This is a genomic window from Nocardia sp. NPDC088792, from assembly GCF_044750615.1.
Lineage (GTDB): Bacteria > Actinomycetota > Actinomycetes > Mycobacteriales > Mycobacteriaceae > Nocardia.
The window spans coordinates 830,362-855,650 of the sequence record NZ_JBIVKC010000003.1; the positions used below are offsets into that span (position 1 = coordinate 830,362).

The window sequence follows — 25,289 nt, forward strand, 5'->3', positions numbered from 1 at the left end:
ACGTGTTCGGAGTTGGGTCGAGGAATGCAGCTGCGCCCACTGCGGGCAGAGATGTAGCGGCGCCCTCCTATTCATGGTTGCCTCCATAGGCGTCACACTGCGTTTTGGCGGCGTCGATGTCGTTCCTTGCCGAGGAGCTGTAGATAGCAACATTCGCGTCGAACAGTTGCAGCTGTTCGGGGCTGTTCATCAGGCAGCGGCGGTCCAAGCCCGTGACTGTGTTGAACAGGTCGTCCAGGTCCCCAATGTAGGGTGTGCCGCCGTTGCAGGCCGAGAGATTGTTGTCGGTTCGGCTTATCACCTGGAGGTAGTAGGTGCCGCCCTTGTTGTTGAATCGGCAGATTTCGTAACCCAGGCCGTTGCCGGACGGGCCGCCGCTGAGTTCGACAGTGGTGTCCGGCATCAGCGGGGGCGTCGTCGAGGGAGCAGGGGGTGTGCTGCTGGATTCGCATCCAGCCACGCACATCGCTGCAATCGAAACCGACACGGCGGCAAGCACTCTGAACTTCACCTGTTGGTGTCTACCAGACGTGGCAGCCTGATGCAGTGTCCAGCTCGCTTCCGGGCGAGCTCTGATGACGGCTCGGCTCTGTCGCAGCGAAACATGTTGTTACCCAACCACTTCACCATCTAGGCGCTAATATTCCCCGCGGATCGAATCAGCTCATTCAGGGGGATCGGCAATCAATGTCCGTGAAAGCTCTTCTCGGGGTGACCGCGCTATCTGTGGCTGTGGCGGCTGCCGGTGGGTGTAGCGCGCGGCCCTCGGCGCCGTCAGTGCCGTCCACCACTGCCGTTGCGGTCGCAACATCCAGGCCAGCGATGCCATCGACGACTGCCGCCACCTCCACGTCGGACCTTGCGGCTACGACGACGGTGGACGTTTCCGGTGGCAGTCTGGCTTCACCGGCAGCGATCAAGGCACGCCATGACGGCTGCGCAGGGATGGTGCCGCTCTTGGCGGCGGCGGTCCAACTCAATGCTGGCGACCCGACATGGACCGTGCACGGTGCATTGGAGGCATTGATCGCCGACGAACCGAACAACCCAGCGTTCGTGAACTCATCGCCTGACGAGCAGGCCGGGATGATCGCCGGAGCTCGCGACGCGGAGAAGATCGTCGAAGCCGGTGGCGACGGCGGCCAATGCGCGTAATTGCACTGTCGAGGCGACCACGTGCAAGACGAAGCGCCCTCGGGTCACCGCGGACGCCACGATGCGGACGAAGACGCCAACGCCATTTGCTGGATCTGTCAGCTTGCGCGGGGTGGTCAGTACCCATCCCGTTCCGGCTCGCGCAGCTCGATCGCTTCGCCTTCGGCGACGGATTCGAGGAGGTCCATCACGCGGCCGATGATCGCGGCGGCCGGCTCACCACGTCGGTAAGCGATCGTATCGAGCTGCAGGATGCGCAGCACGGTGTCGATGTCTTCGCGTGCTGGTGTCGGCGCGATCCGCGCGGCCACATGCGCGTGAACGTCGATGCCTTGTTCCAGTGCGGCGATGACGGTGCGCATGAGGTGGCGTTGCCGCGGTGACATGAGGTCGTCATCGTCCACATCAGCAGATTAGGTCACTCCGGGACTTCGATGACGCCGCCCACAACGAGGTCCGAGGTTCCATCGAAGAAGGTGAGGCTGTAGTCGAAGCCTCCGCTGAACTGGCCGATGGACTGTATGCGCTGGACGGGTTTGTCACAGTGGAGAATCCATTCGGTGGTGCCATTCCCGGTGACGACTTCGACTTTGCCGCCGGTGTTCACCCTGCCGGTCATGTGCACTTTGCGGCCCATGATGACCACCTCCGAGCGCTTGATGAAGTGCATCTATCTCAGATGATCACCCGCGAATGGGTGGCGTAATCGCTGTTCAGGAACATATTCACCAAAAATAGACCAATCAGTTCGAACTAGCGTTCGACTCGAGATATGCTTGCGGCATGCCCGAACTCTCACGCCGCGACTGGGCCACGATGAACCTGGCTCAGGTCCGAGATCAGCTCTTGAGGACTGCTGCGTCCGGCGGCGCGCTCACGCCCGAGCAATTACAGATCGCTGCCGGGAAGATCGGTGAAGGCCTGCGTGTGTTCCGGGAGGACACCGCAGGCTCAGGCAATCTGCCGGAATAGGATTCGTGACGTGTCAGACGAACCCAGCGAATCCAAGCTATGCGGCCGTTGCGGCGAACGCCCGGTAGGCCCCGGCGGCATCATCTGCCCTGAATGCCGCATTGAGTTCGAGGAGAACAACCGCGCTCACTGGAGCGGTGAGATGGAGTAGCCGGACCGGCTACGGACTCCCTGGCGCGGACTCGGATTCGATCACTCGGGCGACGAAGCGTTCATACTCCTCGGCTGCCAACGTGCTGCTCGAAGTACCGCACCTCAGCTGAGCTTCATCGATCCCGGCAAGATCAGCACTCAGCGTGGCATCACGCTCCATGAGCCCACGCTCGTAGTCGTCATCGGTCAAGCCGTCCTCGATCCGGGGCGCAGGATCCCACGGACTCTCGTCAGCCCAGCTCATGCAGACCCCCTACGCGCCTGTCGTCGGCCCCGGTTTCACAATGAGTAGTTCCAGCCCGTGCGGTTCCTCTGCTGAAAGGCGGCTTCGGTGGCGGCCTGAGTTTCCTCTGTCGTCATCGGTTTCGGGGCTTGTGCTCGGGTGAGGGTGTCGAAGTCCTCGCGGATCGCATTAAGTCCGGCCTGAACTCGTTCATCGCCGGTCAATGGCAGCAGAGCACGGGTGGCTTGGGTTTGGGCGTCCTGTTGAGCGGCGGTGGTGGCTTGAATGATCAGCCCTGCGAGCTCGGCGCCCAGGCGAGCGACGTCGGTGGGGAGTTTGAGATCTCGGAGCCGGCCTGCGGCGTCGGACGTCGCGATGATCGTGCCGTTCGCGGCCGTGCCAGTGCCACGGACCTGTGCGAGAGCGGCCTGCACTTCTACTGCGCGGGAGTGGATCTCGTCGAGGGCGGCGTCGAGATCTCGATCGTCAGTCATTGATCAGGTCCTCGAACTCGGCGCGGATATGCGGTTTGTTGGAGACCTGCTTGACCATGTCTAGGGTGCTGCGTGGTCCGAAGTAGGTGGCGATGGTCGCCTGGGTCGGATCCGCCCCGCGTGAGCGGAGCAGCCGAATGGTCGCGGGTGCATCGCCGCTGTCAGCTTTGGTCGCCCAATAGATGGCGGGGTGCCCTTTCGCGGTGACGGCGGCGATATCGGCGCCGGCATCGAGGAGGCGGGCGACGATCGCCGGTGCCGCGGCTTGCGCGGCGAAATGCAGCGCGGTCCAGCCTTCATGGTCGGTGGCGTTGACATCTTCGGTGTCCAGCAGTCGTTCGACTTGCGCGAGGTCGGCGTTGGCGGCGGCGTAATGCAGTGCGGTACGCCCGTATTCGTCTGTGTCGCTCACCTATTTCTCCCGTCTGTGGCTGCGGTTGCCGTATTGGTCTTCGACGTGGAACCACTCGGGGTGGTCGTTGACGCGCTGGGTGAACTGCTGCTGGGTCAGGCCATCGGTCTGGGCTTGCGCGAGCAGGCGGCGGTTCTCGAACCCGCTGTTGTGCCCGAATTCCCAGTTCGGGTTGACCGGGTAGAGCGAGTTGTTGGCCGCGTCGACGTAGTACTTGCCGTCGGGAGATTTGGGCAGATCTTTCACCCACGGTTTGTCGTCGTAGGACTTGTTGATCGGGACCTTGACCTCGTCCTCGGACTTGACGATGAACCACTCCTCGTTGGCGTCACCGGGCCGCTTCCACCTGTCGGTGTTCTTGACGATAGCGTCCTTGGTGTCCTGAGTCAGGGCAGGGCGACGCAGTTTGGCCCACGAGGTGAACGCGCCCGGTGCGACCGCGCCGTCCGCCGCGGCCAAAGCAGGCTCAGCACGCAGAAGCGGGATCAAGACCTCGCTACCGCGCGCGATAGCCTGCGAGACCGCGACCGGGACACGGGTGACTTCAGCCAGACCGATCAACGTGCGGATCAAGGTGGCGACACGGGCACCACACATGCTGATGGCCAACGCCATTCCGCCTTGCGCAGCCACCGCGGACCCGCCGCCGGTCACCGCGGCGCCCAGCCAGCCCATCAGCTGATCTACCGCGATGATCGCGACCAGCTCGACCAGAGCCTTGAGGATGGCCTTCTTGGTGGTCTCCACCGCGTCGGCGTAGGAATCACACGACTTCGCCAGCTCATCACAAGCACCGGCCAGGGTGTCGAACTGGCCCTTGACGTTGTCAGCCTGCTCGACCGCTTGCGGGGTCTCCGGGGACTGCTGTGCCTGGATCGATGTTCGTGCGCCGGGCAGCAGCAGGGTAGCCATGCGCAGTTTCGTGGCCATCAACCGCCACGCGCCGGCCGCGGAGCGGAGCTTGCCGGGGTCGCCATTGGGCCACAGCTCGCCTTGGACGTAGCCCTTGATCCAATGCCAGCCGGTCGGCTCGGGGTCGTCGCCACCGAAGAACAACGGCGGCTCGGGCGGGTTGTACACGCTCAGCGACCCCGGCGGGTAGATCAGGTCACCGGGCTTGGGATCGGGCACCGACTGCGAGTTGCCGTTGGCGTGATTAGCGGCGGTGTACTGCAGCAGGTCATGCATCTGCCCGCACGCCAACGCCAGATCACCGAGCGAGTCCACGACGTCGTAGGCGACCGGGTCGTAATCGGTGGACCACTTCAACCCGGCGTTGTCCGAGCCCGCGGAACCACCACAGTCCTTCAGCAGATTGCTCAGCGCGGTGATCGCCGGCACCAGCCACGTGTCATGGACAGTGGCGTACACGTCAGCGGCTTTTTTGAACCCGTCGGGATCGACGTCGATCGGTGCCATCTACGGCCACATCCGCGTGTTCGTCTCGACAGTGGCCGAATAGTTGGCGTGCGCGCGCTTGGCGACACCGCGCAGATCGTCGAGGTTCTCGCGGATCTCGCGCGCCCCGCTCACCCACTTCTGATGCGCCTCACGCTGCGCCTGAGCCGCTTGACTGTCCCAGGACATGTGCAAATCGTTGATGTGGGCATCGATTTCGGCGATCATGGCGTCCGCGTCGTCACCGAAGCCGGCCATCGCGGTGATCGCTTCATCGAGCAATTCGAGATCGACCTTGTACCGGTCGCCCGTGCCACTCATCATGCCCGCCCGGTCAACGGATCTGGCAGGTTCAACCCCGTGAAGGTGTCACGGTTGGCATCATCCTGCGCAACATAGGTATTCGCAGCGTCAGCCAGTTTGGTCGCGGACTCGTCCAGCGCGGCGATCATCGCGTCCGCGCCCTTCTTCCAATCCGTCCACGACCCGTCGTAGCCCGTCGCGGCCTTCCCCGTCCATCCCTCTTCGAGTAGGCGCTTGCCGATCGTGCCGTCCAGCTTGTCCAGACGCTCCCTCAGCAGCTGCGCCTTGCCGGCCACGAACCGCGACGCTTCCCGAAGCCGCTCTGGATCCACTCTCAGGTGATCGCCCACCACACCCCCTCGCCCCGACATCGTTCACCCGGCTCGACACTATACGGTCGAACCCTCGACGCGACGTTGACGGTGCGGAGAGCGCCCCCCAGACACCGAGCTGCTCGCCGGATTAGTGGGCTCGTGCCTGTGGTCCTTCCTCGTTCTCACCGACCCGGAGCTGGTATTGCGGGCAGCGCCCATGATCGCGCTCCTCGCTCCCGCAGAACACGCACGGCCCCTCCTGCCCGCCGTCCGCCAGACCGCAATATCCGGTCTCGCCGTGATCGCTGATGAACACTTCCACGGCTTGCCGGCCGCAGGTGCAGCGCTCGCCAGGAAGCGCGCGGCGAACCTCGGTCTGGTTCATGCGGGGGATCCCTTTTCTCCGTGAGACTTTGAGCGGTCGAACCAGCCGCGGCTTCGCAGGAACTCGTGCACGACTCTCGGTGTGGAGTCGCATTCGCGGCAAGCTGTTATCGTGCCGAGGGGTCGCACTCCGGACTCGTCGAATCCGACGACCGGGAAGATCACCGAGGTGACGTGGTGGCATCGTGGACACAGTTCGGGATCGCTCGGGATGCCGATGCTGAGATGCACAGTCTCGCTGGAAGTCATGCTGCTGTTCCTTCGGGTTCTGGGGCCTGCGCCAAGTGGTAGTTGCCGCAGACGCATTCGTCGTAGTGGGTGCCGAGGCGGCGTGCGGCGGCGATGGCGTGTCCGCGGTGCGGTTCAGCTGGCAGGTGTGGCTGCGGGCACGCCAGGATTCCGCGCTGGCGTGCCCGTTTTCGTTGCTTCTCGGCCGCGGTCTTGTGGGTGCGCCGGCAGTACAAGGGCGGCATGTTCGCGTGACTTACGCGGTAACGGTCACCGCACCACTGACACTCGCGAAGGTTGGGGCACTTCGGGGGCGGAACTCGGGGTGCAGGGTCCATCAGGTCATCGAGCTTCATGCTGCTCCTCGGATGCAAAGTGCATTAGCTGTCAGATTGCTTCGCATGCAAACCCGTTGGCGTGTCATGGATTCGACACGCCGATCGGGTGGTATCCAGGCAGCCGGCGATACGGCTTGAAGACCCCCGCGGTAGCGCTAGGCTAAAGGTGTGACGCGGGCGCTTCGCGGCGGTCTGATTCAGATCATCAAGGCCCACTCCCTCGGGCAGTGCAGGGCAATGCGCTCCACGATTGCCTCCTAAATGGGGGCGGAAATCGCGGGCGGAAGCGGGTTGAGTAGGGCAGGCGCGGGCAGTTCGGAATTTATCGAATATGCAGGCCGCGCAATGAATTCGGCGTGATAGCCAGGAGTTCCCGAAATTGCCGAGAATAGCAACATGCTATGCCCACTCTTGGTCATTTGAGCTGTTCTTGGCGTTGGTGTCATGATCGAGAACCGCCGGATTCTCACCCGGCTCCTACTTTGACCGGATTGAGCTCCTCGAGGGCTCTCCTTACGCGGTGACTCCAACTCGTTGTGCGAAGTCCCGCAGCGCGTTCTGCCGGTCGTGACGCAGCAGCACGCCAACCACCGTCCGCAGCAACGTCTGGTATCGGACCCACTCTTTGCCGACAACACGCTCAGCGGTGAGCAACATATCGAGTGCGAGCTGATACTGACCCATCTGAGCGGCCGCGGCCGCTTTGTCGACCAGATGCCGGCCCTGAGCGACGGGTGCTAGGCCGGTGCCGCGGTTGGGCATCTTCCTGGCGACTGCCAAGGCCTCTGGGAAGCGTTCATTCGAGATGTTGATATCGACTGTCTGCATCACTTGCTGGCTTGGCCCGAAGTCGTTTTCGTACCATTTGGTATCGCGTCCGATTCGCCCGGCGACCACGCCGGCCTCCTCCGCCAATGACAGCGCCTCATGGATACGTTCCCAGCGACCAGCCGCCGTTGCACCCTGCAGCAGCAGTGCACCGTGAACGGCGAGCTGCTGTTCGGAGACATCACCGTGAGGCTCGACCGACGCGGCGGCCTTCAGCGCGACGCCGTGCGCCTCCTCAAACCGTCCGGAGACAAGAAGTTGCCACGAGACGCTGCCGCGCAGTGCGGCCACCAGCAGCTCGTCATTACCTTTCTCCGCCGCGCGCAACGCGTCACGAATCGCTAGCGAGGAGAGATCCGGCTGTCCGTAGTGCACCAGTGCGCAGCCCGCGACCCAATTGATTCGTGCGAGATGCTCGTGGGCAGGTGCGATCTCGTGGCCTTGTGCAGCGTGGGCGGTGGCACGAACCTGGGTGATGCCTGACGGCAGGAGCCCTGCCAGGACTTCGAATCGCCCGAACGAGTAAGCACCCCATGCCCTGTCGACTGTTCGCTGGGCATCGGCCAATGAGATGTGCAGGTCCTCGTCCGCGATGTCCATCAAGTCATCGACAGGCGTCAGAGCCCGTCGAATCGCGACGATCCCGGCGTCAGGATCGGCGGAGAACATGGCCTTCTCGGTCCCCAGGAGATCACGTACATCGGTATCCAACGCAGTCGCGATCTTCTGTAGAAGCGGGATGGAGGGTGTCTTCAGGCCCTGTTCGATCTGGGAGATCATCGACTTGCTGACCCCCACCTGTTCGGCGAGCTTCGCCTGAGTGATCGCCTTACCACGACGCCCTTTGATGCGTGCGCCGAGCGTCTCGTCCATTTCTGGTTCCTTTGGCTGGGATACCCCTGGTTTCGAGCGTACCGAGAATCCTGTTCACAGGTATCACTGTCAGTGATACCTGTTGTGCCTAAAGCGGGCTTACGGTCATATCAGCTCCCGCATGTTGGAGAGCCCCAACCGCCAGGTCGCCGAAAACTCCTGGCGAGCACCGCACATCACCGATCAAGGCCTACACCCATCAACTCCGAACTGTGGCCTGGCCGAGACGGCCGCCTGCATTTCCACGCCGCCCTGCGGCGCGCCTCAGAGGGGACGCCATGACCATGCAACGGACTGCTGTCGGATACATGCGCACCGATGTATCCGGTGCGAGCGAGAAGTGGGATGGAGCGAATTTACACAGTGCGGCAATAAATTTGGACCTGGACCTGCGCAAGATCATCGCATTCGACCAGCATGTCGAGCGTCCGATCCGGCGCCTGCGGGTCCAGCTCTCACGCCTGCGCGCCTGCACGCTCATAGTGCCGAGCCTAGACCACCTCGGCGGCACGATCCCGAGCGCGATCCGTGAGCAGGTCGATGTGATCACGCTCAGCCCCGAAGCCACCTACGAACGTTTGTCCGTCAGTCCGGTCGTGTTCCTGCATGACAAGACCTACGCTGTCTCCTTGCAGTTGGACGCGCTGCTGACATCGGCCGACGAAATTGCTACCGCAGCAGGGTCGTTCAGTGCAGGACTCGATCACCTTCTGCTCGCGATGCTCCGCAACCCGGAGTTCGTGGCTTTGCAACTGCGAAGACTCGGCCTGACTTCTGCAGTTTTCGGGGAACGACTCGAGACTTTGATAGTTGGCTATTCGATATGAGTGCGCCACCGTAGAAATCGGACTGGCGGACCGACGAGCGTCTCAAACAATCAAAGCCACAGGGCGAACCATGAATACATGTAACGGCCTCGTTCACCTGCAGGTACCCCAGACCAAAGGCAAATCCGGCAGATCGGACTGACCGGTCGGCAGTCGCGCGCCGAGTCAGCTGAAATTCCTGTACGCCCCCACGTTTCATCGGCTCCGCGGAGATGCCGGAGTTGTCGACTGGGCGTAGTCGTCGACGGTCATGGCGTTGAAGACTCGGGCGCTCTTGGTGGTGAGGCGGAGGAAGGCTCGGCTGGGGGCGGCGGGGAGGGCGGAGATGAGGCGGGTGGCCTGGACCAGGGCTGATACGCCCAGGCGGGAGGTAGGGACGAGGGTTTTGGCGGCGCTGAGGGCTACTTCGCGGCTGCCTTGGATGTGGTTTGCCATTGCGCGTTCGTAGGCGGGGAAGGCAACTTCGTGGTTGCCGTCGGCGCGGGACAGTTCGCCGGCGAGGACGTAGGCGCCGACTATGGCGAGGGTGGTGCTGCCGCCTACTGCGGGGCCGGGGCAGTAGCCTGCGTCGCCTACGAGGGTTACGCGGCCCTTCGACCAGGTGGTCATGCGGAGTTGGGTGATGGAGTCGAAGTAGAAGGAGGGGGTGTGGTCGAGTTCGGTGAGCCAGTGGGCCACTTCGGGGTGGAAGTCGGCGAATGCGGTGCGTAGCAGGGACTTCTGGTGTGGGATGTCGCGGTGGTCGTAGTCGAGTTCGTGGTCGCTGCGGAAGAGAAACAGGGCTCGAGCCTCGTCGAGGTGGCGGGCCCAGTACATGCCGGCGGTGCGGCCTACTCCTACGTGGATGAGGAGTTCGCCGTCGCGGCCGAAGGTGCCGGGGAGAGTCAGGACGGCGAGGTGGGCGCCGATGTAGTTGGTGAAGTCGGACTCTTCGCCGAAGACGAGGCGGCGGACGTTGGAATGCAGGCCGTCGGCGCCGATTACCAGGTCGAAGTGGCGGGGTGGGGAGACTTCGAATCGGACGTCGCCGTCGGGTGAGATGTCGGTGATCGAGTCGCCGAAGAGGTATTCGACGTCGTCGCGGGTGGCGTCGTAGTAGATCTCGCTCAGGTCGTCGCGCATGACCTCGACGTGGCGGTCGGAGGCGGCGTCGAAGATCTTGGACAGGTCCACTCGGACAGGACGCCCGGCGCCCTCCGGGCAGAGGGTCATCCGGCTGGTGCCGGTGGCGCGTTCTTCGACGCGCGGGAGCACGCCCATCTTTTCCGAGATGTCCATTGCGGGACGGAAGAGGTCGACCGCGTGGCCGCCGGTCTTGCGCAGACTCGGGGCGCGCTCGACGACGGTGACCGAAAAGCCGTGTCGGGTAAGCCAATACGCGAGTACGGGACCGGCGATGCTGGCGCCGGAGATGAGAATCCGCATGGGGATCACTCCTTACTTAACGATAGGTAAGCTTAACATGGCTCCTTACCGATCGTTAAGTAAGTTAGAGTGGCACTATGCCTCGCCCCTCGGACACCAAGCAGCGGATCCAGGAGGTCGCGCGCGACCTCTTCGCTCAGCGGGGTGTGCAGCGGACCAGCTTGCAGGACATCGCGAATCAGCTGAACATCACCAAACCCGCGCTCTACTACCACTTTTCGTCACGTGAGGAACTGGTCCGCAGCATCGTGGAGCCGGTCATGGACGAGGAAGAGGATTTCCTGCAGGGGCAGGAGGCGCTCGACCGAGTCGAGCCGCAAGCGCTGCTCGAGGGCTATTTCGACTTCCACTACCGCCACCGCACCGTCATGGTGCTCATGCTGGGCGAGCTGACCACCCTCGCCGATCTGGGCCTGATCGACCGCGCACTGGGCTGGCGCGCGCGGCTGGTGACCTTGCTGTACGGCCCCGAACCCACGCTCGCACAGGCCACCCGGGCCGTGATCGCCTTCGGCGGTCTTCAGGACTGCACCATCCAATTCGCCGACGTACCGCAGGACGAACTACGCCGGGCAGCCGTGAACGGCGCCTGCGCGGCCCTGGGCATAGAACCGCGCGAGCACTGACCGTAGCGGCAAAAATTCGAAACTCCCGCGCGCTCGGCCCGGTTGGCCAGGCACACTCAGATTCATGATCGCAGCCAGGATCACCGCCGCCCTTGCGTTCGCCCTCACCCTCACCGGTGCCGCCGTCATCAGCCCCGCCGCACCGGCCCAGGCTTACGGACCGGCCTCGTGCGTACCGGGAAACCCGTTGCAGCCCACGGCAGAACTGTTCGCGACCGACAACACCGCCACCATCACCGATCCCACTGATCCCCGGCTCGGAGACCAATTGCAGCAGTTCGAGATCGAGGTGGATGCCACCGCGCTCACCGAACTCGGATTGCCGGTCGGCTCCGACCTGCTCGACGGCATCTTCTGGTCCTCCGACACCGGGCAGACCACCTACGAGCGCTCCCGCGAATTCCGCCTGGCCTGCACCGACGCCAAGAACCTCTTCTGGATCGCCGATGACCTGCGCGTGCGATACCACCAGGAATCGGTACTGAGCTTCCTGCTCCTGCCCGCCGGCGATCCGCAGGCGAACGGCTTCACCGTGTCCGTGCCGGGCATCGACCGCACCCGCTTCCACGATGCGCTCGTCGCCGACCCTGTCGTGCGCGATCGACTCGGTGGCGGTTCGGTCACACAGTCCGGGACTCTCGTATTGGTGGCCGACCGTGCCGACCTCGACACGGTCCGCGACTTCGTCACCGGCCTCGGCGGACAATGGGATCCGTCCACCCTGCAGTACGGCGATCGCGAATTCGTCGGCTCCTGAAGCGATTGGGCGTAAAGCCGCCGGCCGCCGCCACGCTCCCCCGGTTCGGATCGTGGGATCGCTGGGTGTGAACTCTGGTTCGGTCGTGCATGATGCGGAAGTGGAGCTGCGCGGCAGGGAATCGGAGATCGGCGCGATCGGCGCATTACTGGACCGCGCTCGCGAGGGCGGCAGCGCCGCGCTGGTGCTGCGCGGCGAGCCCGGCATCGGCAAATCGGCGTTGCTCGACCATGCGGCCGCGTCCGCGGGATCGCTGCGGGTGCTGCGCGGCGCGGGCATCGAGGTCGAAGCCGAATTGCCTTTTGCCGGACTGCAATTGCTGTTGCGTCCGGCACTGGGAACGCCCCGCTCGCAGCCGGGCACGGGCGGGCTCGCGCGCCTGCCGGAACCGCAGCGGGCCGCGCTGGAGACCGCGCTGGGGTTCAGCACCGAGGCCGGCCGGGATCCGATGTTGGTCGGGCTGGCGGTGCTCTCGTTGCTCGCGGAATATGCGGGCGACGCCGGTGCGGTCGTGCTGGTCGACGATGCGCACTGGCTGGACCGCGCATCGCGCGATGCGCTGTTGTTCGCCGCGCGCCGGCTCTATGCCGAGGGCGTGGTGATGATCTTCGCGGCCCGGGACAACGAGGGGGCGTTCACTGCGGACGGCCTGCCCGAGCGCCGCCTCGCGGGCCTGTCGCCCGACGCGTCGGCCGCTCTGCTCGATGGCCACGACCTCGCACCGGTCGTGCGCTATCGGCTGCTCGCCGAGGCGCATGGCAATCCACTCGCCCTGCGCGAGTTGCCGATCGCGATGGCCGCCGAGCCCGCCGCGGACCTGCGGGCCAACGCGCTGCCGCTGACCGATCGGCTGCAACTGGCCTTCCATGGTCAAGTCAGTCGTCTGCCCACGGCGACCCAAGGGTTTTTGCTGATCGTCGCAGCGGAAGAAACCGGGGAGCCCGCCGTGGTATTGCACGCGGCGAAGGTGCTCGGCGTCGATATCGACGATCTGGCGCCGGCCGAACGCGCGGGTCTGCTCCGGCAGGTCGGTAGTGGGGACAGCGCGGAATCGGCAATTGTCTTCCGGCACCCGCTGATCCGTGCCGCGGTTTACGCCCGCGCACCCCTCGGGCGGCGGCTGGCGGTGCACCGCGCCCTGGCCGACGCGCTGGCCGCGCCCGAGTACGCCGACCGGCGGGCCTGGCATCTCGCCGCGGCGGCCGCCGGACCGGATGCCGAGGTGGCCGAATTGCTGGAGCACACCGCGGCCCGAGCCCGCGAGCGCAGCGGATATCAGGCGGCGGCCGCGGCCTATGAGCGGTCCGCCCGGCTCAGCGCGCAACCCGATCTCCAGGCCCGCCGCGAGGCGCTGGCCGCCCAAACCGCGCTGGAAGCAGGCGATCTGGACCGCGCCCGTCGGCTGGCCGACCGCGCGGCCGGCCGAGCGGACGACGATGCCGTGCGCGCCAATCTGATTCACGTGCAGGCCCTGGCGAGCTTCTGGCAGCGGGACTTTCCGGCCGCGCACCGGCTGCTGCTGAACGGCTCGGACCTGATCGCCGAATCGGATCCCGGCCGGGCCGCGGTGCAGCTGCTGCAGGCCGTCCACACCGGGTGGTATCTGGGAGACGACGCACTGGCCGAGGTGCGGGACCGCCTGCGGATTCTGGAACTGCCGCAGCAACATCCGATCGCCCCCGCGGCGGCCTACATCGCGCAGCTCTTCGACTCCGGGCCCGGAGCACAACCCCTCTCGCTGACCCATACGCTCGCGGAAATCCGCGCCCGAGGCGAGGTTTCGGACCAGGTGCTGGTCATGTTGTGCGGTGTGGCAATGAACCGCGGCCAGGACGGCGAGGCCTACGCGCTGGCCACCACGCTGATCGAGCGATGCCGGACCAGCGGCGCGGCCCGCCGGCTACCCACCGTCCTGGGCTTCGCCGCCGACCTGGACGGAGTCACCGGCCGTCTCCGGGCCGCGATCACCACCGCGAGCGAGGCCCTGGACCTGGCCCGCGATACCGGACAGCAGCACTGGGTCAGCCAGCTGAGCAGCCTGCTCGCCTACATGTATGCCCAGAACGGCGAAGAGCAGCGCTGCCGGGACTTCGCCGCCGCCGGATTGGACGGGCACTCCCGGGGATTCGGCACACCCGGTGCGCCGTGGGCACATTGGGCGCTCGGCCTGCTCGAACTCGGGCTGGGCCACGGCGAAGCCGCCGTGCGGCAATTCGAGCGGCTCAACCGGGACCCGTTCGAGCACCAATTCAGTGCGCTCCGATCCGTCCCGGACCTGGTAGAAGCGGCGGTACGGGCGGGAACCCCCGCACGCGCCACGGCGCCACTGGCCCGCTTCGAACGCTGGGCCGAATCCGTACGTCAGCCCTGGGCCGACGCCCTCATCCTGCGCTGCCGCGCACAGCTCGACGACCAAGCGGCCGAACGGCTGTACAGCGAGGCGCTGGCGGCACACGATATCGACGGCCGCCCCGCCGAATATGCCCGCACCGCACTGCTTTTCGGCGAATGGCTGCGCAGGGAGCGACGCAAGGCCCAGGCCCGTACGCAGCTCACCGAGGCCCTCACGATCTTCGAGCAGCTGGGCATGACCCCATGGGCGCAGCGCGCCCGCAACGAACTCACCGCCACCGGCGTATCCGACGGCGGCGAACGGCCCCGGGACCGCGCTGTGGCCGGGTTGACCCCGCAAGAGCTGCAGATCGTGCGCCTGGCCGCCCAGAACCTGTCCAACCGCGATATCGCCGCCCAGATGTTCCTTAGCCACCGCACCGTCGGCTATCACCTCTACAAGGCATACCCGAAGCTCGGTATCACGTCCCGCAGTGAGCTGAAAGAGATTGCCGCACAGCTCGAATGAGCTTGCCGTGCCCAGCCGGGGTCAGACTGCGACCGCGTGCAGGACGATGCCGCTGACCGGCTCACCATCCGGCAGCGTCCAACTCGCGTGCACGTGGCCGGGTAGCCCGGTGATGTCCGCGGGACTCGGCACCCGGTGCAGCACCAGCACGCCGGTGCCGAGGTCGATCTCCGTGTGCCGGTCATCATCGACCGGGGTGATCTCGAAGGCCGGTGGCGGAGTATCGATCTCGATGGCCTCGATCCGCACCGACGGATCGGGGGTATCACTGGCATTCTGATCCTGCGCGATCGCACGGCCGGCCAGCAGGTCCACGGCCTGCGCGAGGAAAACCGGGTCACGCGTCGCGTCATAGATCCACCGGGTACCCAGCACGCCGTGCTCCGATTTACCGATCAACGCGGCGTCCGCACCGTCCAGCCGCGCACCGCGGTACGTCATGGGAACCGCATAGGCCGTCGGCTCGTAGCCGGAACTGTCGGTGAGAAACATGAATTCGATCCCGACCTCCCCCGCCGGATCATCGATGCGGAACCCGCCCGCCTTGGCCAGGACCGGCGGCCGCCCACCCTCGAACCAGGATCGGGTGGGCAGCCAGCGGGTCAGCAGTTCGAGTTTCGTCGGCCGCATGGTGGTGTCGTGCACGATCGCCATGCGGCCAATAGTGGCAGAGCCACCACGAAACAACGTGGCAGAGCCACCGCGAAACCCGGCAGCGCCACGGACTACCGCAGCGTGCGGAAGAAATCACGCAGGTCGTTGATCAGGAGATCGGGGACCTCCATCGCGGCGAAGTGGCCGCCACGATCGAATTCCGACCAGTGCACCACCTTGTGCTGCTGTTCGGCGACGCCGCGAATGGTGTGATTGCCCGGGAAGAGCGCAATACCGGTGGGCACCCCGGACGGCGACAGCTCCGCACCCCACATGCGGGTTTCCTTGTACAGCCGCATGGACGAGCCCGTCGTGTTCGTGAACCACAGCACCGACAGATTGGTGAGCAGCATGTCGCGATCGATGGCATCGGTGGGCGTCGCCTTCGCGGGGCTCTTGAAGGTGTTCACCACATCCAGCACCCAGGCCATCATCCCCGCCGGCGAATCGGAGACCGCCGGCGCGAGGGTCTGCGGGCGAGTGGACTGCATTCCGGCGTACCCGGAGGTTTGCCGGCTGCTCCAGTCCCGGATGTAGGCCAGCTTCTCCTGATCGCTTGCGCTGTAGGAGGAACCGTCGTCGTTCCAGGAGGGTGTGGTGATGGGGTCGTTCAGGTGCACACCCGCCACCCGATCGGGGGCGATCCGGCCCAGTTGCGGCGCCACGAAGGACCCGAAGTCGCCGCCCTGCGCGCCGTAACGCGCATAACCCAATTCCGCCATGAGCTTTGCTACCAGTTCGGCGACGCGCGCCTCCCCGGCCTGCCCCTGCTGCAAGGTCTGACCGGAGAATCCGAAGCCCGGCAAGGTCGGAATAACCAGGTGGAAGGCATCTTCCGCCGCTCCGCCGTGCGCCCGGGGATCGGTCAGTGGTCCGATCAGCTCGCTGAAGTCCTCGAACGGCCAGCCGTGCAGCAGCACCAGCGGCAGGGCGTCCGGCTCGGCGGACCGCACATGCGTGAAATGCATGCGCTGACCGTCGATCTCGGCGACGAATTGCGGGTGTCGATTCCGGTCCGCCTCCTGTGCACGCCAGTCGTAGCCGGACCGCCAGTATTCGGCGAGTTCTCGCACGTATCCGGTGGGAATGCCGTACTCCCAGCCGACGCCGGGCACATCCTCCGTCCAACGGGTCGCCGCCAGGCGGGTGTGCAGGTCGGCGATCTCGGAGTCCGGGACGGCGATGCGGAACGGTTCGATTCTCGTCATGTCTTCACAGTAGAAGGCTATTAGGACAGTTTCGGCCCTAGTTCGACCCGGCTCCGACCACGGGCGGTTCCGCGCCGCGACCGCTGCGATCTACGCTGTTGGACAAGCGTTTCAGCCGCATCGAGGCGGCCCAGCGAAGGGATTGGCGTCGTGACCATCGCATATCCACCTGGGCCTCGGCTGCCACGCATAGTGCAGACCGTCATGCACGCCAAATGGCGGGATACGCTGGTGGGCATGTCGGCCCGGCGGTACGGCGACATCTTCACTCTGCACCTGATAGCGCCCTACTCCGAGAATCTGGTGGTGTTCTCCCGCCCGGAGCACATCCGGGAGATCTTCGCCGGCGCACCCGAGGATCTGCATGCCGGGGAAGGCAATCGGCTGCTCGTGCACATCATGGGCGAGCATTCCGTGCTGCTCACCGACGAATCCGAGCATGCTCGCGCCCGCAGACTGCTGATGCCCGCCTTCGCCGGGTCCTTGCTGCGCGGCTACCGCGGGCTGGTCGAAACCATCGCCAAGGCGCACGTGGAACGCTGGGCCACCGGCGCACCGGTACACACCCACGACCGCATGAACGAGCTGACCCTCGACATCATCACGCAGGTGGTCTTCGGCGTGACCGATGAGCATCGCCGTGGCGAGCTGGCCCCGCGCCTGCGCCGCATCGTGGACGTCAGCCCGATCATGTTCTTCGGCTGGAAATATCCGCGCCTGCAGCAGTACGGCCCCTGGAAACGCTTCCTCGACAACAAGATCGCCCTCGACGCCCTGCTCTACCGCGAGATCGCCGACCGGCGCGCCCGCCCCGACCTCGATGCCCGCGCCGATGTCCTGTCCCGGCTACTGGCGGTCGGCTCCGGCGAAAACCCTTCGGACACACCGCTCTCCGACGCCGAATTACGCGACCAGCTGATCACCCTGCTGCTCGCAGGTCACGAGACCACCGCGTCGGCGCTGTCCTGGGCCTGCCACGAACTGGCTGCCCACCCGGACATCCAGGCCACCGCGCGCCATGCTGCCGACGAAGGCGACGAGAAGTACCTCGAGGCAGTCATGAAGGAAGCAATGCGCCGCCACACCGTCATCGCGGCAACAGCACGAAAACTGACCCGCGACATGACAATCGGCGGCTACGCCCTGCCTCGCGGAACGGTAGTGGCGACTTCCATCCTGCTGGCCCACAAACGCGCCGACAACTACCCGGACGCCGCGGTTTTCCGTCCCGACCGCTTCCTCGACGGTTCCGTGTCCGCCAATACCTGGCTCCCCTTCGGCGGCGGCGTCCGCCGCTGCCTCGGCGCAGGTTTCTCCCTGATGGAAGGCACCGCCATCCTCCAGCAGATCCTCACCCGCTACACCCTCACCCTCCCACCGGGCGCCGAGAACGAACCCTCCCGCATCCGCAACATCACCCATATCCCCGCCAACGGCGCCCGCATCGTGCTCACACCACGGCAATCAGAGCAACCCCGCGAGACCGACCCATGCCAATAGCAGTGGGGGCTTGGCGAATCCGGCGATCCCTCCTAACCTCGGATCCTGTCTGCTTTGTTCCGACCAGAAGGATTCTGTGCGAATGCGTAATTCCCTGTGGCTCACCGGATTCGGCCTCGCCGCAGCAGCCGTGCTGACCGCCCCCGCCTCAGCCTCGGCAGCCCCGGCGATCATGGATCACGACGGCCCCTACACGGTCGGCACCGATGTAGCAGTGGGTTACTACACCACGCACAACGCCACACCCTCCTGCCAGTGGGCCCGCCTGGCTCCCACGGACGGCTCCATCATCCAGCGCGGCGACGGCGGCAACGGCACGGTAACAGTCGAGATCCAAGGCACCGACGGAACTTTCGCCACCAGCGGCTGCGGCACCTGGGCCGTCGACGGCGGCCAGCGGACAGGCACCGGGCCGACCGGCACGGGTTCATTCGGACTCTGACGGCTGGTCAGGAGCGGGCGACTACCTCGTAGAGGTTCGAGGTGGCGCTCTCGATGAGTGCGAGTACCTCGGATCGAAGGTTTTGGATCGCGGGGATATTGGCGCGGGCCTGTTCGAATGAGGGTTTGTCGGCCCAATGCATGTGGTTGATGATCTGGGTGCCGTCCAGGCTGCGCAGGAGGTGGAGGGAGAGTAGGCCGGGGATCAGGGTCGGGTTGCCTGCGGAGCGGATGGTGTCGAGGACTTTCTGCTGGTTGTCGGGGTGCACGGTGAGGACGATCAGTACGAAGAGGCCCTGGTTTTCGGTGGGGATCAGATTCATGTGACCGTTGTAGGCGGACGGTGACCGGTCGGATGCGCTGGGACCGGGTGCGGTGTGGTTTTCTGTCAGAAGATGCGATGCGGGTAGCTGATTCCGACACGGAGGCGCCGATGGAGGTCGAGGATCTGCGGCTCGTCCGCGGCCTGCAATTGGCTCCGCGGGCCAGCTTTTCGGTGCTCGGTGAGGTGCTCGGGGTGCATGAGCGGACGGTGGCTCGGAATTATCGCCGGCTGCGGCGGGCGGGGATCCTGCGGGTGTTCGGCATGGTGAATCCGATGGCGGTGGGGTATCAGTTCTGGCAGGTGCGTGTCCGCTGCCGGCCGGATGCGTCGGAGTCGCTGGCAATGGCGCTCGCGGCTCGGGACGACATTGCGTGGGTGGGGGTGACGGCTACCGGTTCGGAGGTTTCGTTCTCGATTCGGTCGCTGTCGGCGGAGAGTCGTGATCTGCTGCTGACTCGTAGTCTGCCGCGGTCGGCTCGGGTGCTCGATATCGAAGCCGGTGTCGTGCTGCATATCTTCTTGGGGCTCAATGCTCGTGGCTGGTCCGAGCTGGACGGGCTGTTGACAGCTGAGGAGTCCGCACGGCTCGGTGGCGGCGAAATGCCCGGCACCGACGCGACTCCCGTGCCGCCCGAGCCGTTCGACTCCGCGCTGTTCGATGTGCTGGCGGCCGATGGTCGTGCGAGCACGGTGCGGCTGGCCGAGGCCGCCGGGATCAGCGAGGGCCGAGCGTCGCGGCGGCTGGCCATGCTCCTGCAGTCGCGCACGCTCATTATCGATGTGGATCTCGCCTATCGCGATTTCGGCGTAACCTGCTGGGCCCAAATCTATTTCACTGTCACACCCGCACGTCTACGGGAGGTCGGCGCTGCCTTGGCTCGGCTGCCGGAGGTGGCGTTCGTGGCCGCGATGTCGGGTCGCGACAATCTGGTGGCGTCGGTGGTCTGCCGCGATCTCGGCCATCTGTACGAGTTCACCTCCGGCAGCGTCGCCGCACTGGACGGCGTCGTCTCCATGGAGATCGTGCCGTTCACGAACATCATCAAACAGTCGGGCGGACTGGTCGTCGATGGTCGTCTCGTGGATCCGGCCACGAGAGCGGAACGTCACTGACCAGTTCCCAGGAATCGCCGATCAGCATCGTGGCAGGGTCGGTGGTGGAGTATTCGGGCCAGCCCGGATCGCCGTTGGTGGCGAACCGGATCCAGGTCGCGTGCATGCGCGAGGCGAGCTCCGCCGGGGCCGCCTCGGTACCGAGCAGCGCTTGCGGGCCGTGCAATGCGGGAAGGTCCGTGGTCTCGAAGACGAACGGGACCTCCATGGTGTGGGCCGCACCGAGCTGTCCGCCGAGAGCTTGTGACTGCCAAGTGAACCGGTAGGCATGGGTGCGGCCGGTGTGTGCGTCCGCCAGCCGCCGAGTCCCTACTCCGAACAGCGCATCGCTCAGGATCGTGGCGCGCAACCGCCCTAGCGAATACTGGTCGTACCGGGCTCGATACGCCGCCAGCAGCGCCTCCGGGCGCGGATGCACCTGGGCTGCGAGCGCTCGAATATCGTCTTCGGTTGTGCCGGAAAGCTTTCCGACCGGGGCAAGGTAGAGATTTCCCTCTTCGGTGTTGGTGCCCAACAGCAGATCGATCCGCTGTGCGCGTCCCGCAGCGATCGCGGCTGCCGGCTGCCGATCCGCCACCACACTGAACGCGCTCAGACCCGCCAACGGATCGACAGCACCATGCACGGCGAGTTCGAGCCCGGCGAGCGCGGGCATGGCCTGCACCAGAGTGTCGTCGGATACGTCCGCGAGGGCCGCAGCACTGGGTGTCAGTCCGAGGTTCTCCCCCAGCGCCGCCGTGACAATCCCGGCCTGGGCCTGGGTGAAAGCGCCTGTGCCGTTGCCGCTTTGTATGATCGCCCGCCGCAGCAACCCATCGGATTCCGGATCCGCCAGCACCGCGCCCACCAGCGTCGCACCCGCCGACTGGCCGAACAGCGTGACATTGTCCGGGTCACCGCCGAAAGCGGCGATATTGTCCCGGACCCAGCGCAGCGCGGCCAGCACGTCGAGCAGTCCGCGATTGTCCGGCGCATCGGGCAGATGCAGGAACCCAGGCACACCGAGGCGATAGTTCACCGCCACCAGTACGACACCGTCGCGAGCGAACGCCGAACCGTCGTAGAGCGCAGACCGATTGGATCCCGAGACGAACCCGCCGCCATGGACGAAAACCATGACCGGACGCCCGGACGCCGCCGTCGGCGCCCAGATATTCACTGTCAGGTATTCCGCGCCGCGCACCCATCCCGGACCGAAATACGGTGACATGTCGAGACTTCCGAAGGCGTCCCGGCGCGGCTGCGGCGCGGTGGGGCCGTAGCCGGTGACGTCTCGTGGGCTCTCCCACCGAGCGTGTGGTTGCGGGTGGGCGAAACGCGCCGCCCCCTGCGGCGGTGCGGCATACGGGATATCGAGGAATACCGCCGCATGCGTTTCCAGCCGTCCGCGGACGGGTCCGGTGGCGGTATCGATCACGGTGTAAGACATCGGTTCTCGTTTCCTGTCGCCGGTCCGATTCACAGTCGCCCGAACGACGCCCAGTCGGTGATGGCGAAGCCCGCACCGGCCGCCTGCACTCGGACCGCACCACTGCCGCCCAGATGCGCCGGGATCACCAATGCCCCACTGTCCGCCGCGCGCGCCAGCAGCCGCCGGCGGGTGGCGCGCGCTTGCTGTGGGTCTTCGCAGAAGCAGCTGTTCGCGTCCGGTCGCAGGATCTGCACCGGGTTGTGCAGCACATCGCCCACGAGCAGGGCTGTGCTGCCGCCCGATTCGATGGTGACCACCGAGGAGCCCGGTGTGTGCCCCGCCGCGAGTTCCAGGCGTACAGCTCCATCTATATCTATATCGAGGCTGTCGTCCCACAGCTCGACCAGTCCCGCGCGATACACGGGAGCGACGCTGTCCTCGAACACATTCTGGTTGCCGCGCCCGAACACGGTCTCGTGCCCGTTGGCCGGGTCCCAGAACTCGAAGTCGCGAGCGGGCATGAGGTAGCGGGCCCGCGGAAACGTCGGGACCCACTCGCGCCCCTCGAGCACGGTGTTCCAGCCGACATGGTCGATGTGCAGGTGCGTGTTGATCACGATATCGACGTCCTCGGGCCGGACACCGGCCCGAGCCAGGTCGGCGAGGTAGCCGGTGTCCAGATGACCCCAGACCGGTGCGTACGGCCGTTCCTTGAAGTTTCCCGCCCCGGTGTCGACCAGGATCGTCGCACCCGCGCTGCGCACCACCCAGGTCTGCAGCGCCGACTGCACGATCTGCGTTCCGGCGTCGAAGAAGTCCGGTGCGAGCCAGTCGATATTGTCGTCCCACAGCGCCTGTTCGCTATCGGGAAAGAACTCCTGCCCCGTCATGCCGACGGGCCCGGAGTACTCCCCGACCCGGGTGACAGTCACCTCGCCGAGCCGGATCTGCCGGGCGCCGGCGGTCGATGTCGCGGTCATACGATGCCTCCTGAACGGGTGCGGCGCCGGGATCGGCGCTCCGACAACCACATTCGATGCAAGGGCGCATCCCCTGCCAGACCAGGCTTGTCCTACCACTGGCGTGCACAGGCAGGGATGATCGCGGCGGCTCATACTCGATGTCATGGATGCGTCCGGTCAGCTCGCCGAATTTCTGCAGGTCCGCCGCGCTCAATTGCGGCCACAGGACGTGGGATTGCCGACCTACGGCGACCGCCGGCGGGTCCCGGGCCTGCGCCGCGAGGAGCTCGCCATGCTCGCCGGGGTCAGCCCCTCGTACTACATCCGGCTCGAACAGGGCCAGTCCCCCAATGCGTCACCCGAGGTCATCGACGCGATCGCGCGCGCACTGCGCCTCGACGATGCCGAGCACGACCATCTGCGCGACCTGGCGCAGGCCAAACGACGCCGCGGCGGCCCGCGGCGCCCACCTGTCGAGCGCATCTCCCCCGAGATGACCGAACTACTGACCGCACTCGGGGACGTCCCCGCGATGGTCACCGGCCGCCGCACCGATGCGCTGGCCTGGAATCGGATGGGACATGCCCTGCTGCTCGGGCACGTCGACGCGGAGGCGCCCGAGCGGCCCGGTGAGCGACCCAGTATGGCTCGGCACGTCTTCCTGGATCCGCACACCCGGGAGCTGTACGTGAACTGGCCCGCCAAGGCGCGGGCGGTCGTGGAGAACCTGCGCATGATCGCCGGTCAGCATCCCGATGATGCCGCGCTCGCCGCACTTATCGGCGAACTCAGCATGCGCAGTCCGGAATTCGCGAAACTCTGGGCCGACCATCGCGTACGCCCCTGCGACACCGCGCAATACCAGCTGCGCCATCCCGTGGTCGGCGCGCTGACCGTGCACCAGCAGACGCTGAACCCGGTGCACTCGCCCGGGCAGTCGCTGATCATCGTCACCGCCACCGGAGACGCGACGTCGCAGGCCGCCCTGACGCTGCTGGCGCAAACCGTCAGCGCTACCTCCGGTCTCAGTGCCGGCGTGGACCGTCGAGATAGGGAGGGTCGTTCCGCCTCGTGAAGCCGGAGCATTCGGGGCAGTCGGCGACGACCGGGTGGCTACAGGTGGTGAGATGGGCGAGGAAGCCGTCGGTGGCTTCCAGCAGCGCCATATGAGCTTGGATCTCGCGGCGTTTCGCCTCGATCAGCAGGGTTCGAGTGTCGCAGGGGCTCATGCCGAGTTCGCGAATCTGCTCCAAGGACAGCCCACTGCGTTGCAGCGTCCGGATGAGCCGCGCGTAGTCGAGAGTATTGCTGTCATAGACGCGGTGACCGGACGGGGTGCGGGGCGGGCGCAGCAGGCCGACCGATTCCCAATGCCGGAGCACGTGCGCTTCGATGCCGAGCACGGCGGCCGCGTCGCCGATACGCAGGTCCTGTGCGGTGGTCACGATTGCCTCCTTGACTTCATGTCGACATTAAGTATTAACGTTCCGGCATGTCAGAACCAGTTCGCAGTCCCAGTTTTCTCGAATGCTGCTCCGCCGCAACCGGTCTGGTGCGGGGCATGGTGCGGCCCCGCCGGGCCGATCAGCGTTTCCTGCGGTCGATCACCGACGCGGGGCTCCCGGCGGCCCGGCACACGGTCAAGCTCACGACCCTGACCCAGGTGGCCCGGCCGGTGCCGACCCCGATGGTGGTCGAGGGTCGCTTCGCGCCGCGACGCTTGCAGACCTCGCTGACCTCCTTCGTCATCGAGCATCCCGAAGCGACCTTCATCGTCGATCCGAGCGTGTGTCTCGATGTCGAGCAGCGCGCCCTGGCGCAGCTGCCGAGCGTGCTGCGCAACGTGGTGCGCCCGCCCGCTGAAACCCTCGCGACCGTCACCGCCCTCGAACGTGAACCTCATTTGCCCGCACTGGATTTCGCGCTGCCGACGCATGCGCACTGGGATCATGTGTGCGGACTGCTGGACCTGCCCGGATTGCCGGTCCAGCTGCACACTGACGAGCACCGCTGGATCTTCGACGGCAGCGTGGCGCCGGTCGGCGGTGTCCGCGATTCGCTGCGCGAGCGTCCGCTCGTGCAGTACGAGCTGGACGGTCCGCCCGTGCTCACCTTCACCCGCAGCCGGGACCTCTTCGGCGACGGCAGTGTCGTCCTGGTCGATCTGGCCGGTCACACGCCGGGCAGCATCGGGGTCCTGGCCCACACCGAACGCGGCTGGGTGCTGCTGGCCGGCGATGCCGCCTGGGATCACCACCAGGTGGACGACATCCGCCAGAAGTCCGCCTTCCCCGGCGGTCTCACCGATATCGATCGCGATGCCGCCTTCAAGACGCTGCATCGCCTGCACCTCGCGCGACACGCGGCGACGGTCGTGCCGACCCACGACCACACCGCGACCGTCCGGTTCACTTCCAGCCAGAGCGACCCGGCCGGAGCGGTACCGTGAACGCATGGAGGTCACCGTCCGCCCGGCGATCACACCGGACGTGCCCGAATTGGGGCGAGTGCTCGGTCTCGCCTTCGCCGATGATCCGATCATCTCCTGGCTGATACCCGATCCCGCGGTGCGAGCGCGGCGCGCGGCCATCCTGTTCTCCACCCTCGTGCGCCATTACTACCTGGCGGAGGGCGGGGTGGAAGTGGCGCTCGACGATGCGGGAGCCATGGTGGGAGCGACCATTTGGGCGCCGCCGGGCAAATGGCATGTCCCCGATGCCCAGAGCATCCCGCAGCTGCCGGGACTGGTCCGGGCCTTCCGGCGCCGGCTCATCGCCGCCGCGGCGCTGACCGAGACGATGGCGGCCACGCATCCGACCGAACCGCATTGGTATCTCGCGGTCATCGGTACCTTGCCCAGCGCGCGGGGGCGCGGTTACGGCCGGGCCCTGCTGGATTCGCGGCTGGATCGCTGCGATGCCGAGCATATCCCGGCCTACCTGGAGTCGAGCAAACCCGAGAACCTGCCGTACTACGAGCGTTTCGGCTTCGAGGTCACAGGCGAGATCGACGCCACCAAAGGTGGACCACCGTTGTGGAGCATGTGGCGCGCGGCCCGCTGAGCGAGTATGCGCCGATACGAGAAAGGCGCGAACTCCCTTGCAA

Annotated in this window: 29 protein-coding genes; 12 read left to right on the forward strand and 17 right to left on the reverse strand. The window is 65.9% G+C overall.

Annotation, left to right across the window (positions count from 1 at the left end):
* Window positions 1-67: 67 nt before the first annotated feature.
* Window positions 68-511, reverse strand: a complete 444-nt coding sequence (locus ACIP5Y_RS21810; protein ID WP_400352131.1) for a hypothetical protein — start codon at window positions 509-511, stop codon at window positions 68-70.
* A 311-nt stretch (window positions 512-822) separates the two neighbouring features.
* Here ACIP5Y_RS21810 and ACIP5Y_RS21815 point away from each other — a divergent pair, with 311 nt between their 5' ends.
* A complete protein-coding gene (locus tag ACIP5Y_RS21815; protein WP_400352133.1) occupies window positions 823-1,155 on the forward strand; it encodes a hypothetical protein in 333 nt (110 codons plus the stop codon).
* 116 nt (window positions 1,156-1,271) lie between these two features.
* On the opposite strand, the gene ACIP5Y_RS21820 is transcribed toward ACIP5Y_RS21815, so the two are convergent.
* The gene (locus tag ACIP5Y_RS21820; protein ID WP_400352134.1) at window positions 1,272-1,517 is read right to left on the reverse strand and encodes a hypothetical protein; all 246 of its coding nucleotides are present in this window, start codon (window positions 1,515-1,517) and stop codon (window positions 1,272-1,274) included.
* A 56-nt stretch (window positions 1,518-1,573) separates the two neighbouring features.
* Complete coding sequence (locus ACIP5Y_RS21825; protein WP_400352136.1) at window positions 1,574-1,825, reverse strand: hypothetical protein; 252 nt, start codon at window positions 1,823-1,825, stop codon at window positions 1,574-1,576.
* A gap of 113 nt (window positions 1,826-1,938) precedes the next feature.
* Between ACIP5Y_RS21825 and ACIP5Y_RS21830 the strand changes: the two genes are divergently transcribed.
* Window positions 1,939-2,127, forward strand: coding sequence for a DUF6374 family protein (locus ACIP5Y_RS21830; RefSeq protein WP_400352138.1), 189 nt, complete (start codon window positions 1,939-1,941; stop codon window positions 2,125-2,127).
* Window positions 2,128-2,559: 432 nt separating this feature from the next.
* On the opposite strand, the gene ACIP5Y_RS21835 is transcribed toward ACIP5Y_RS21830, so the two are convergent.
* The 7 genes from ACIP5Y_RS21835 to ACIP5Y_RS21865 form a co-directional block, all read right to left on the reverse strand.
* Window positions 2,560-2,997, reverse strand: coding sequence for a YbaB/EbfC family nucleoid-associated protein (locus ACIP5Y_RS21835; RefSeq protein ID WP_400352140.1), 438 nt, complete (start codon window positions 2,995-2,997; stop codon window positions 2,560-2,562).
* The gene (locus ACIP5Y_RS21840; protein WP_400352142.1) at window positions 2,990-3,409 is read right to left on the reverse strand and encodes an ankyrin repeat domain-containing protein; all 420 of its coding nucleotides are present in this window, start codon (window positions 3,407-3,409) and stop codon (window positions 2,990-2,992) included. The genes ACIP5Y_RS21835 and ACIP5Y_RS21840 overlap by 8 nt, the downstream gene beginning before the upstream one ends.
* Window positions 3,410-4,828 carry a GH-E family nuclease gene (locus tag ACIP5Y_RS21845; RefSeq protein ID WP_400352144.1) on the reverse strand — a complete coding sequence of 473 codons (1,419 nt, stop codon included), beginning with the start codon at window positions 4,826-4,828 and terminating at the stop codon, window positions 3,410-3,412.
* Window positions 4,829-5,131 (reverse strand): WXG100 family type VII secretion target, encoded by a 303-nt coding sequence (locus tag ACIP5Y_RS21850; protein WP_400352146.1) that lies wholly within the window; start codon window positions 5,129-5,131, stop codon window positions 4,829-4,831.
* Window positions 5,128-5,460, reverse strand: coding sequence for a WXG100 family type VII secretion target (locus ACIP5Y_RS21855; RefSeq protein WP_400352148.1), 333 nt, complete (start codon window positions 5,458-5,460; stop codon window positions 5,128-5,130). Before ACIP5Y_RS21855 ends, ACIP5Y_RS21850 begins: the two co-directional genes overlap by 4 nt.
* Window positions 5,461-5,572: 112 nt before the next feature.
* Complete coding sequence (locus ACIP5Y_RS21860) at window positions 5,573-5,809, reverse strand: hypothetical protein (RefSeq protein ID WP_400352150.1); 237 nt, start codon at window positions 5,807-5,809, stop codon at window positions 5,573-5,575.
* Between the two features lie 1,078 nt (window positions 5,810-6,887).
* Entirely contained in the window at window positions 6,888-8,075 is a 1,188-nt protein-coding gene (locus ACIP5Y_RS21865) for a helix-turn-helix domain-containing protein (protein WP_400352152.1), read from the reverse strand.
* Between the two features lie 278 nt (window positions 8,076-8,353).
* Here ACIP5Y_RS21865 and ACIP5Y_RS21870 point away from each other — a divergent pair, with 278 nt between their 5' ends.
* Window positions 8,354-8,902: a hypothetical protein gene (locus ACIP5Y_RS21870; protein WP_400352154.1), complete on the forward strand. Its 549-nt coding sequence runs from the start codon at window positions 8,354-8,356 to the stop codon at window positions 8,900-8,902.
* Between the two features lie 195 nt (window positions 8,903-9,097).
* On the opposite strand, the gene ACIP5Y_RS21875 is transcribed toward ACIP5Y_RS21870, so the two are convergent.
* Window positions 9,098-10,327: an FAD-dependent monooxygenase gene (locus ACIP5Y_RS21875; RefSeq protein ID WP_400352156.1), complete on the reverse strand. Its 1,230-nt coding sequence runs from the start codon at window positions 10,325-10,327 to the stop codon at window positions 9,098-9,100.
* A 77-nt stretch (window positions 10,328-10,404) separates the two neighbouring features.
* Here ACIP5Y_RS21875 and ACIP5Y_RS21880 point away from each other — a divergent pair, with 77 nt between their 5' ends.
* From ACIP5Y_RS21880 to ACIP5Y_RS21890, 3 genes are all read left to right on the forward strand, one after another.
* Window positions 10,405-10,953, forward strand: a complete 549-nt coding sequence (locus tag ACIP5Y_RS21880) for a TetR/AcrR family transcriptional regulator (RefSeq protein ID WP_400352158.1) — start codon at window positions 10,405-10,407, stop codon at window positions 10,951-10,953.
* A gap of 64 nt (window positions 10,954-11,017) precedes the next feature.
* On the forward strand, window positions 11,018-11,710 hold the full coding sequence (locus ACIP5Y_RS21885) for a hypothetical protein (protein WP_400352160.1): 693 nt from the start codon (window positions 11,018-11,020) through the stop codon (window positions 11,708-11,710).
* A gap of 67 nt (window positions 11,711-11,777) precedes the next feature.
* The gene (locus ACIP5Y_RS21890; protein WP_400352162.1) at window positions 11,778-14,570 is read left to right on the forward strand and encodes an AAA family ATPase; all 2,793 of its coding nucleotides are present in this window, start codon (window positions 11,778-11,780) and stop codon (window positions 14,568-14,570) included.
* 21 nt (window positions 14,571-14,591) lie between these two features.
* Here ACIP5Y_RS21890 and ACIP5Y_RS21895 read toward each other — a convergent pair whose 3' ends face one another.
* Both ACIP5Y_RS21895 and ACIP5Y_RS21900 read right to left on the reverse strand, forming a co-directional pair.
* A complete protein-coding gene (locus ACIP5Y_RS21895) occupies window positions 14,592-15,224 on the reverse strand; it encodes a 1,4-alpha-glucan branching protein (protein WP_400352164.1) in 633 nt (210 codons plus the stop codon).
* 71 nt (window positions 15,225-15,295) lie between these two features.
* On the reverse strand, window positions 15,296-16,432 hold the full coding sequence (locus ACIP5Y_RS21900) for an epoxide hydrolase family protein (RefSeq protein WP_400352166.1): 1,137 nt from the start codon (window positions 16,430-16,432) through the stop codon (window positions 15,296-15,298).
* A 150-nt stretch (window positions 16,433-16,582) separates the two neighbouring features.
* Here ACIP5Y_RS21900 and ACIP5Y_RS21905 point away from each other — a divergent pair, with 150 nt between their 5' ends.
* Window positions 16,583-17,932 carry a cytochrome P450 gene (locus ACIP5Y_RS21905; protein ID WP_400352167.1) on the forward strand — a complete coding sequence of 450 codons (1,350 nt, stop codon included), beginning with the start codon at window positions 16,583-16,585 and terminating at the stop codon, window positions 17,930-17,932.
* 82 nt (window positions 17,933-18,014) lie between these two features.
* On the forward strand, window positions 18,015-18,374 hold the full coding sequence (locus ACIP5Y_RS21910) for a hypothetical protein (RefSeq protein WP_400352169.1): 360 nt from the start codon (window positions 18,015-18,017) through the stop codon (window positions 18,372-18,374).
* A gap of 7 nt (window positions 18,375-18,381) precedes the next feature.
* Here ACIP5Y_RS21910 and ACIP5Y_RS21915 read toward each other — a convergent pair whose 3' ends face one another.
* Complete coding sequence (locus tag ACIP5Y_RS21915; RefSeq protein ID WP_400352171.1) at window positions 18,382-18,696, reverse strand: antibiotic biosynthesis monooxygenase; 315 nt, start codon at window positions 18,694-18,696, stop codon at window positions 18,382-18,384.
* 110 nt (window positions 18,697-18,806) lie between these two features.
* Between ACIP5Y_RS21915 and ACIP5Y_RS21920 the strand changes: the two genes are divergently transcribed.
* Entirely contained in the window at window positions 18,807-19,811 is a 1,005-nt protein-coding gene (locus ACIP5Y_RS21920) for an Lrp/AsnC family transcriptional regulator (RefSeq protein WP_400352173.1), read from the forward strand.
* On the opposite strand, the gene ACIP5Y_RS21925 is transcribed toward ACIP5Y_RS21920, so the two are convergent.
* Both ACIP5Y_RS21925 and ACIP5Y_RS21930 read right to left on the reverse strand, forming a co-directional pair.
* The gene (locus ACIP5Y_RS21925) at window positions 19,741-21,240 is read right to left on the reverse strand and encodes a carboxylesterase/lipase family protein (RefSeq protein WP_400352175.1); all 1,500 of its coding nucleotides are present in this window, start codon (window positions 21,238-21,240) and stop codon (window positions 19,741-19,743) included. The genes ACIP5Y_RS21920 and ACIP5Y_RS21925 overlap by 71 nt on opposite strands.
* 29 nt (window positions 21,241-21,269) lie before the next feature.
* Window positions 21,270-22,202 (reverse strand): MBL fold metallo-hydrolase, encoded by a 933-nt coding sequence (locus ACIP5Y_RS21930; RefSeq protein ID WP_400352177.1) that lies wholly within the window; start codon window positions 22,200-22,202, stop codon window positions 21,270-21,272.
* Window positions 22,203-22,347: 145 nt separating this feature from the next.
* On the opposite strand from ACIP5Y_RS21930, the gene ACIP5Y_RS21935 reads away from it, so the two are divergent.
* A complete protein-coding gene (locus ACIP5Y_RS21935; RefSeq protein ID WP_400352179.1) occupies window positions 22,348-23,259 on the forward strand; it encodes a helix-turn-helix transcriptional regulator in 912 nt (303 codons plus the stop codon).
* Here ACIP5Y_RS21935 and ACIP5Y_RS21940 read toward each other — a convergent pair.
* Entirely contained in the window at window positions 23,210-23,629 is a 420-nt protein-coding gene (locus ACIP5Y_RS21940) for a MerR family transcriptional regulator (RefSeq protein ID WP_400352181.1), read from the reverse strand. The genes ACIP5Y_RS21935 and ACIP5Y_RS21940 overlap by 50 nt on opposite strands.
* A 47-nt stretch (window positions 23,630-23,676) precedes the next feature.
* Between ACIP5Y_RS21940 and ACIP5Y_RS21945 the strand changes: the two genes are divergently transcribed.
* Window positions 23,677-24,633: an MBL fold metallo-hydrolase gene (locus ACIP5Y_RS21945; RefSeq protein ID WP_400352183.1), complete on the forward strand. Its 957-nt coding sequence runs from the start codon at window positions 23,677-23,679 to the stop codon at window positions 24,631-24,633.
* A 4-nt stretch (window positions 24,634-24,637) separates the two neighbouring features.
* Window positions 24,638-25,246, forward strand: coding sequence for a GNAT family N-acetyltransferase (locus ACIP5Y_RS21950; RefSeq protein WP_400352185.1), 609 nt, complete (start codon window positions 24,638-24,640; stop codon window positions 25,244-25,246).
* Window positions 25,247-25,289: the final 43 nt, after the last annotated feature.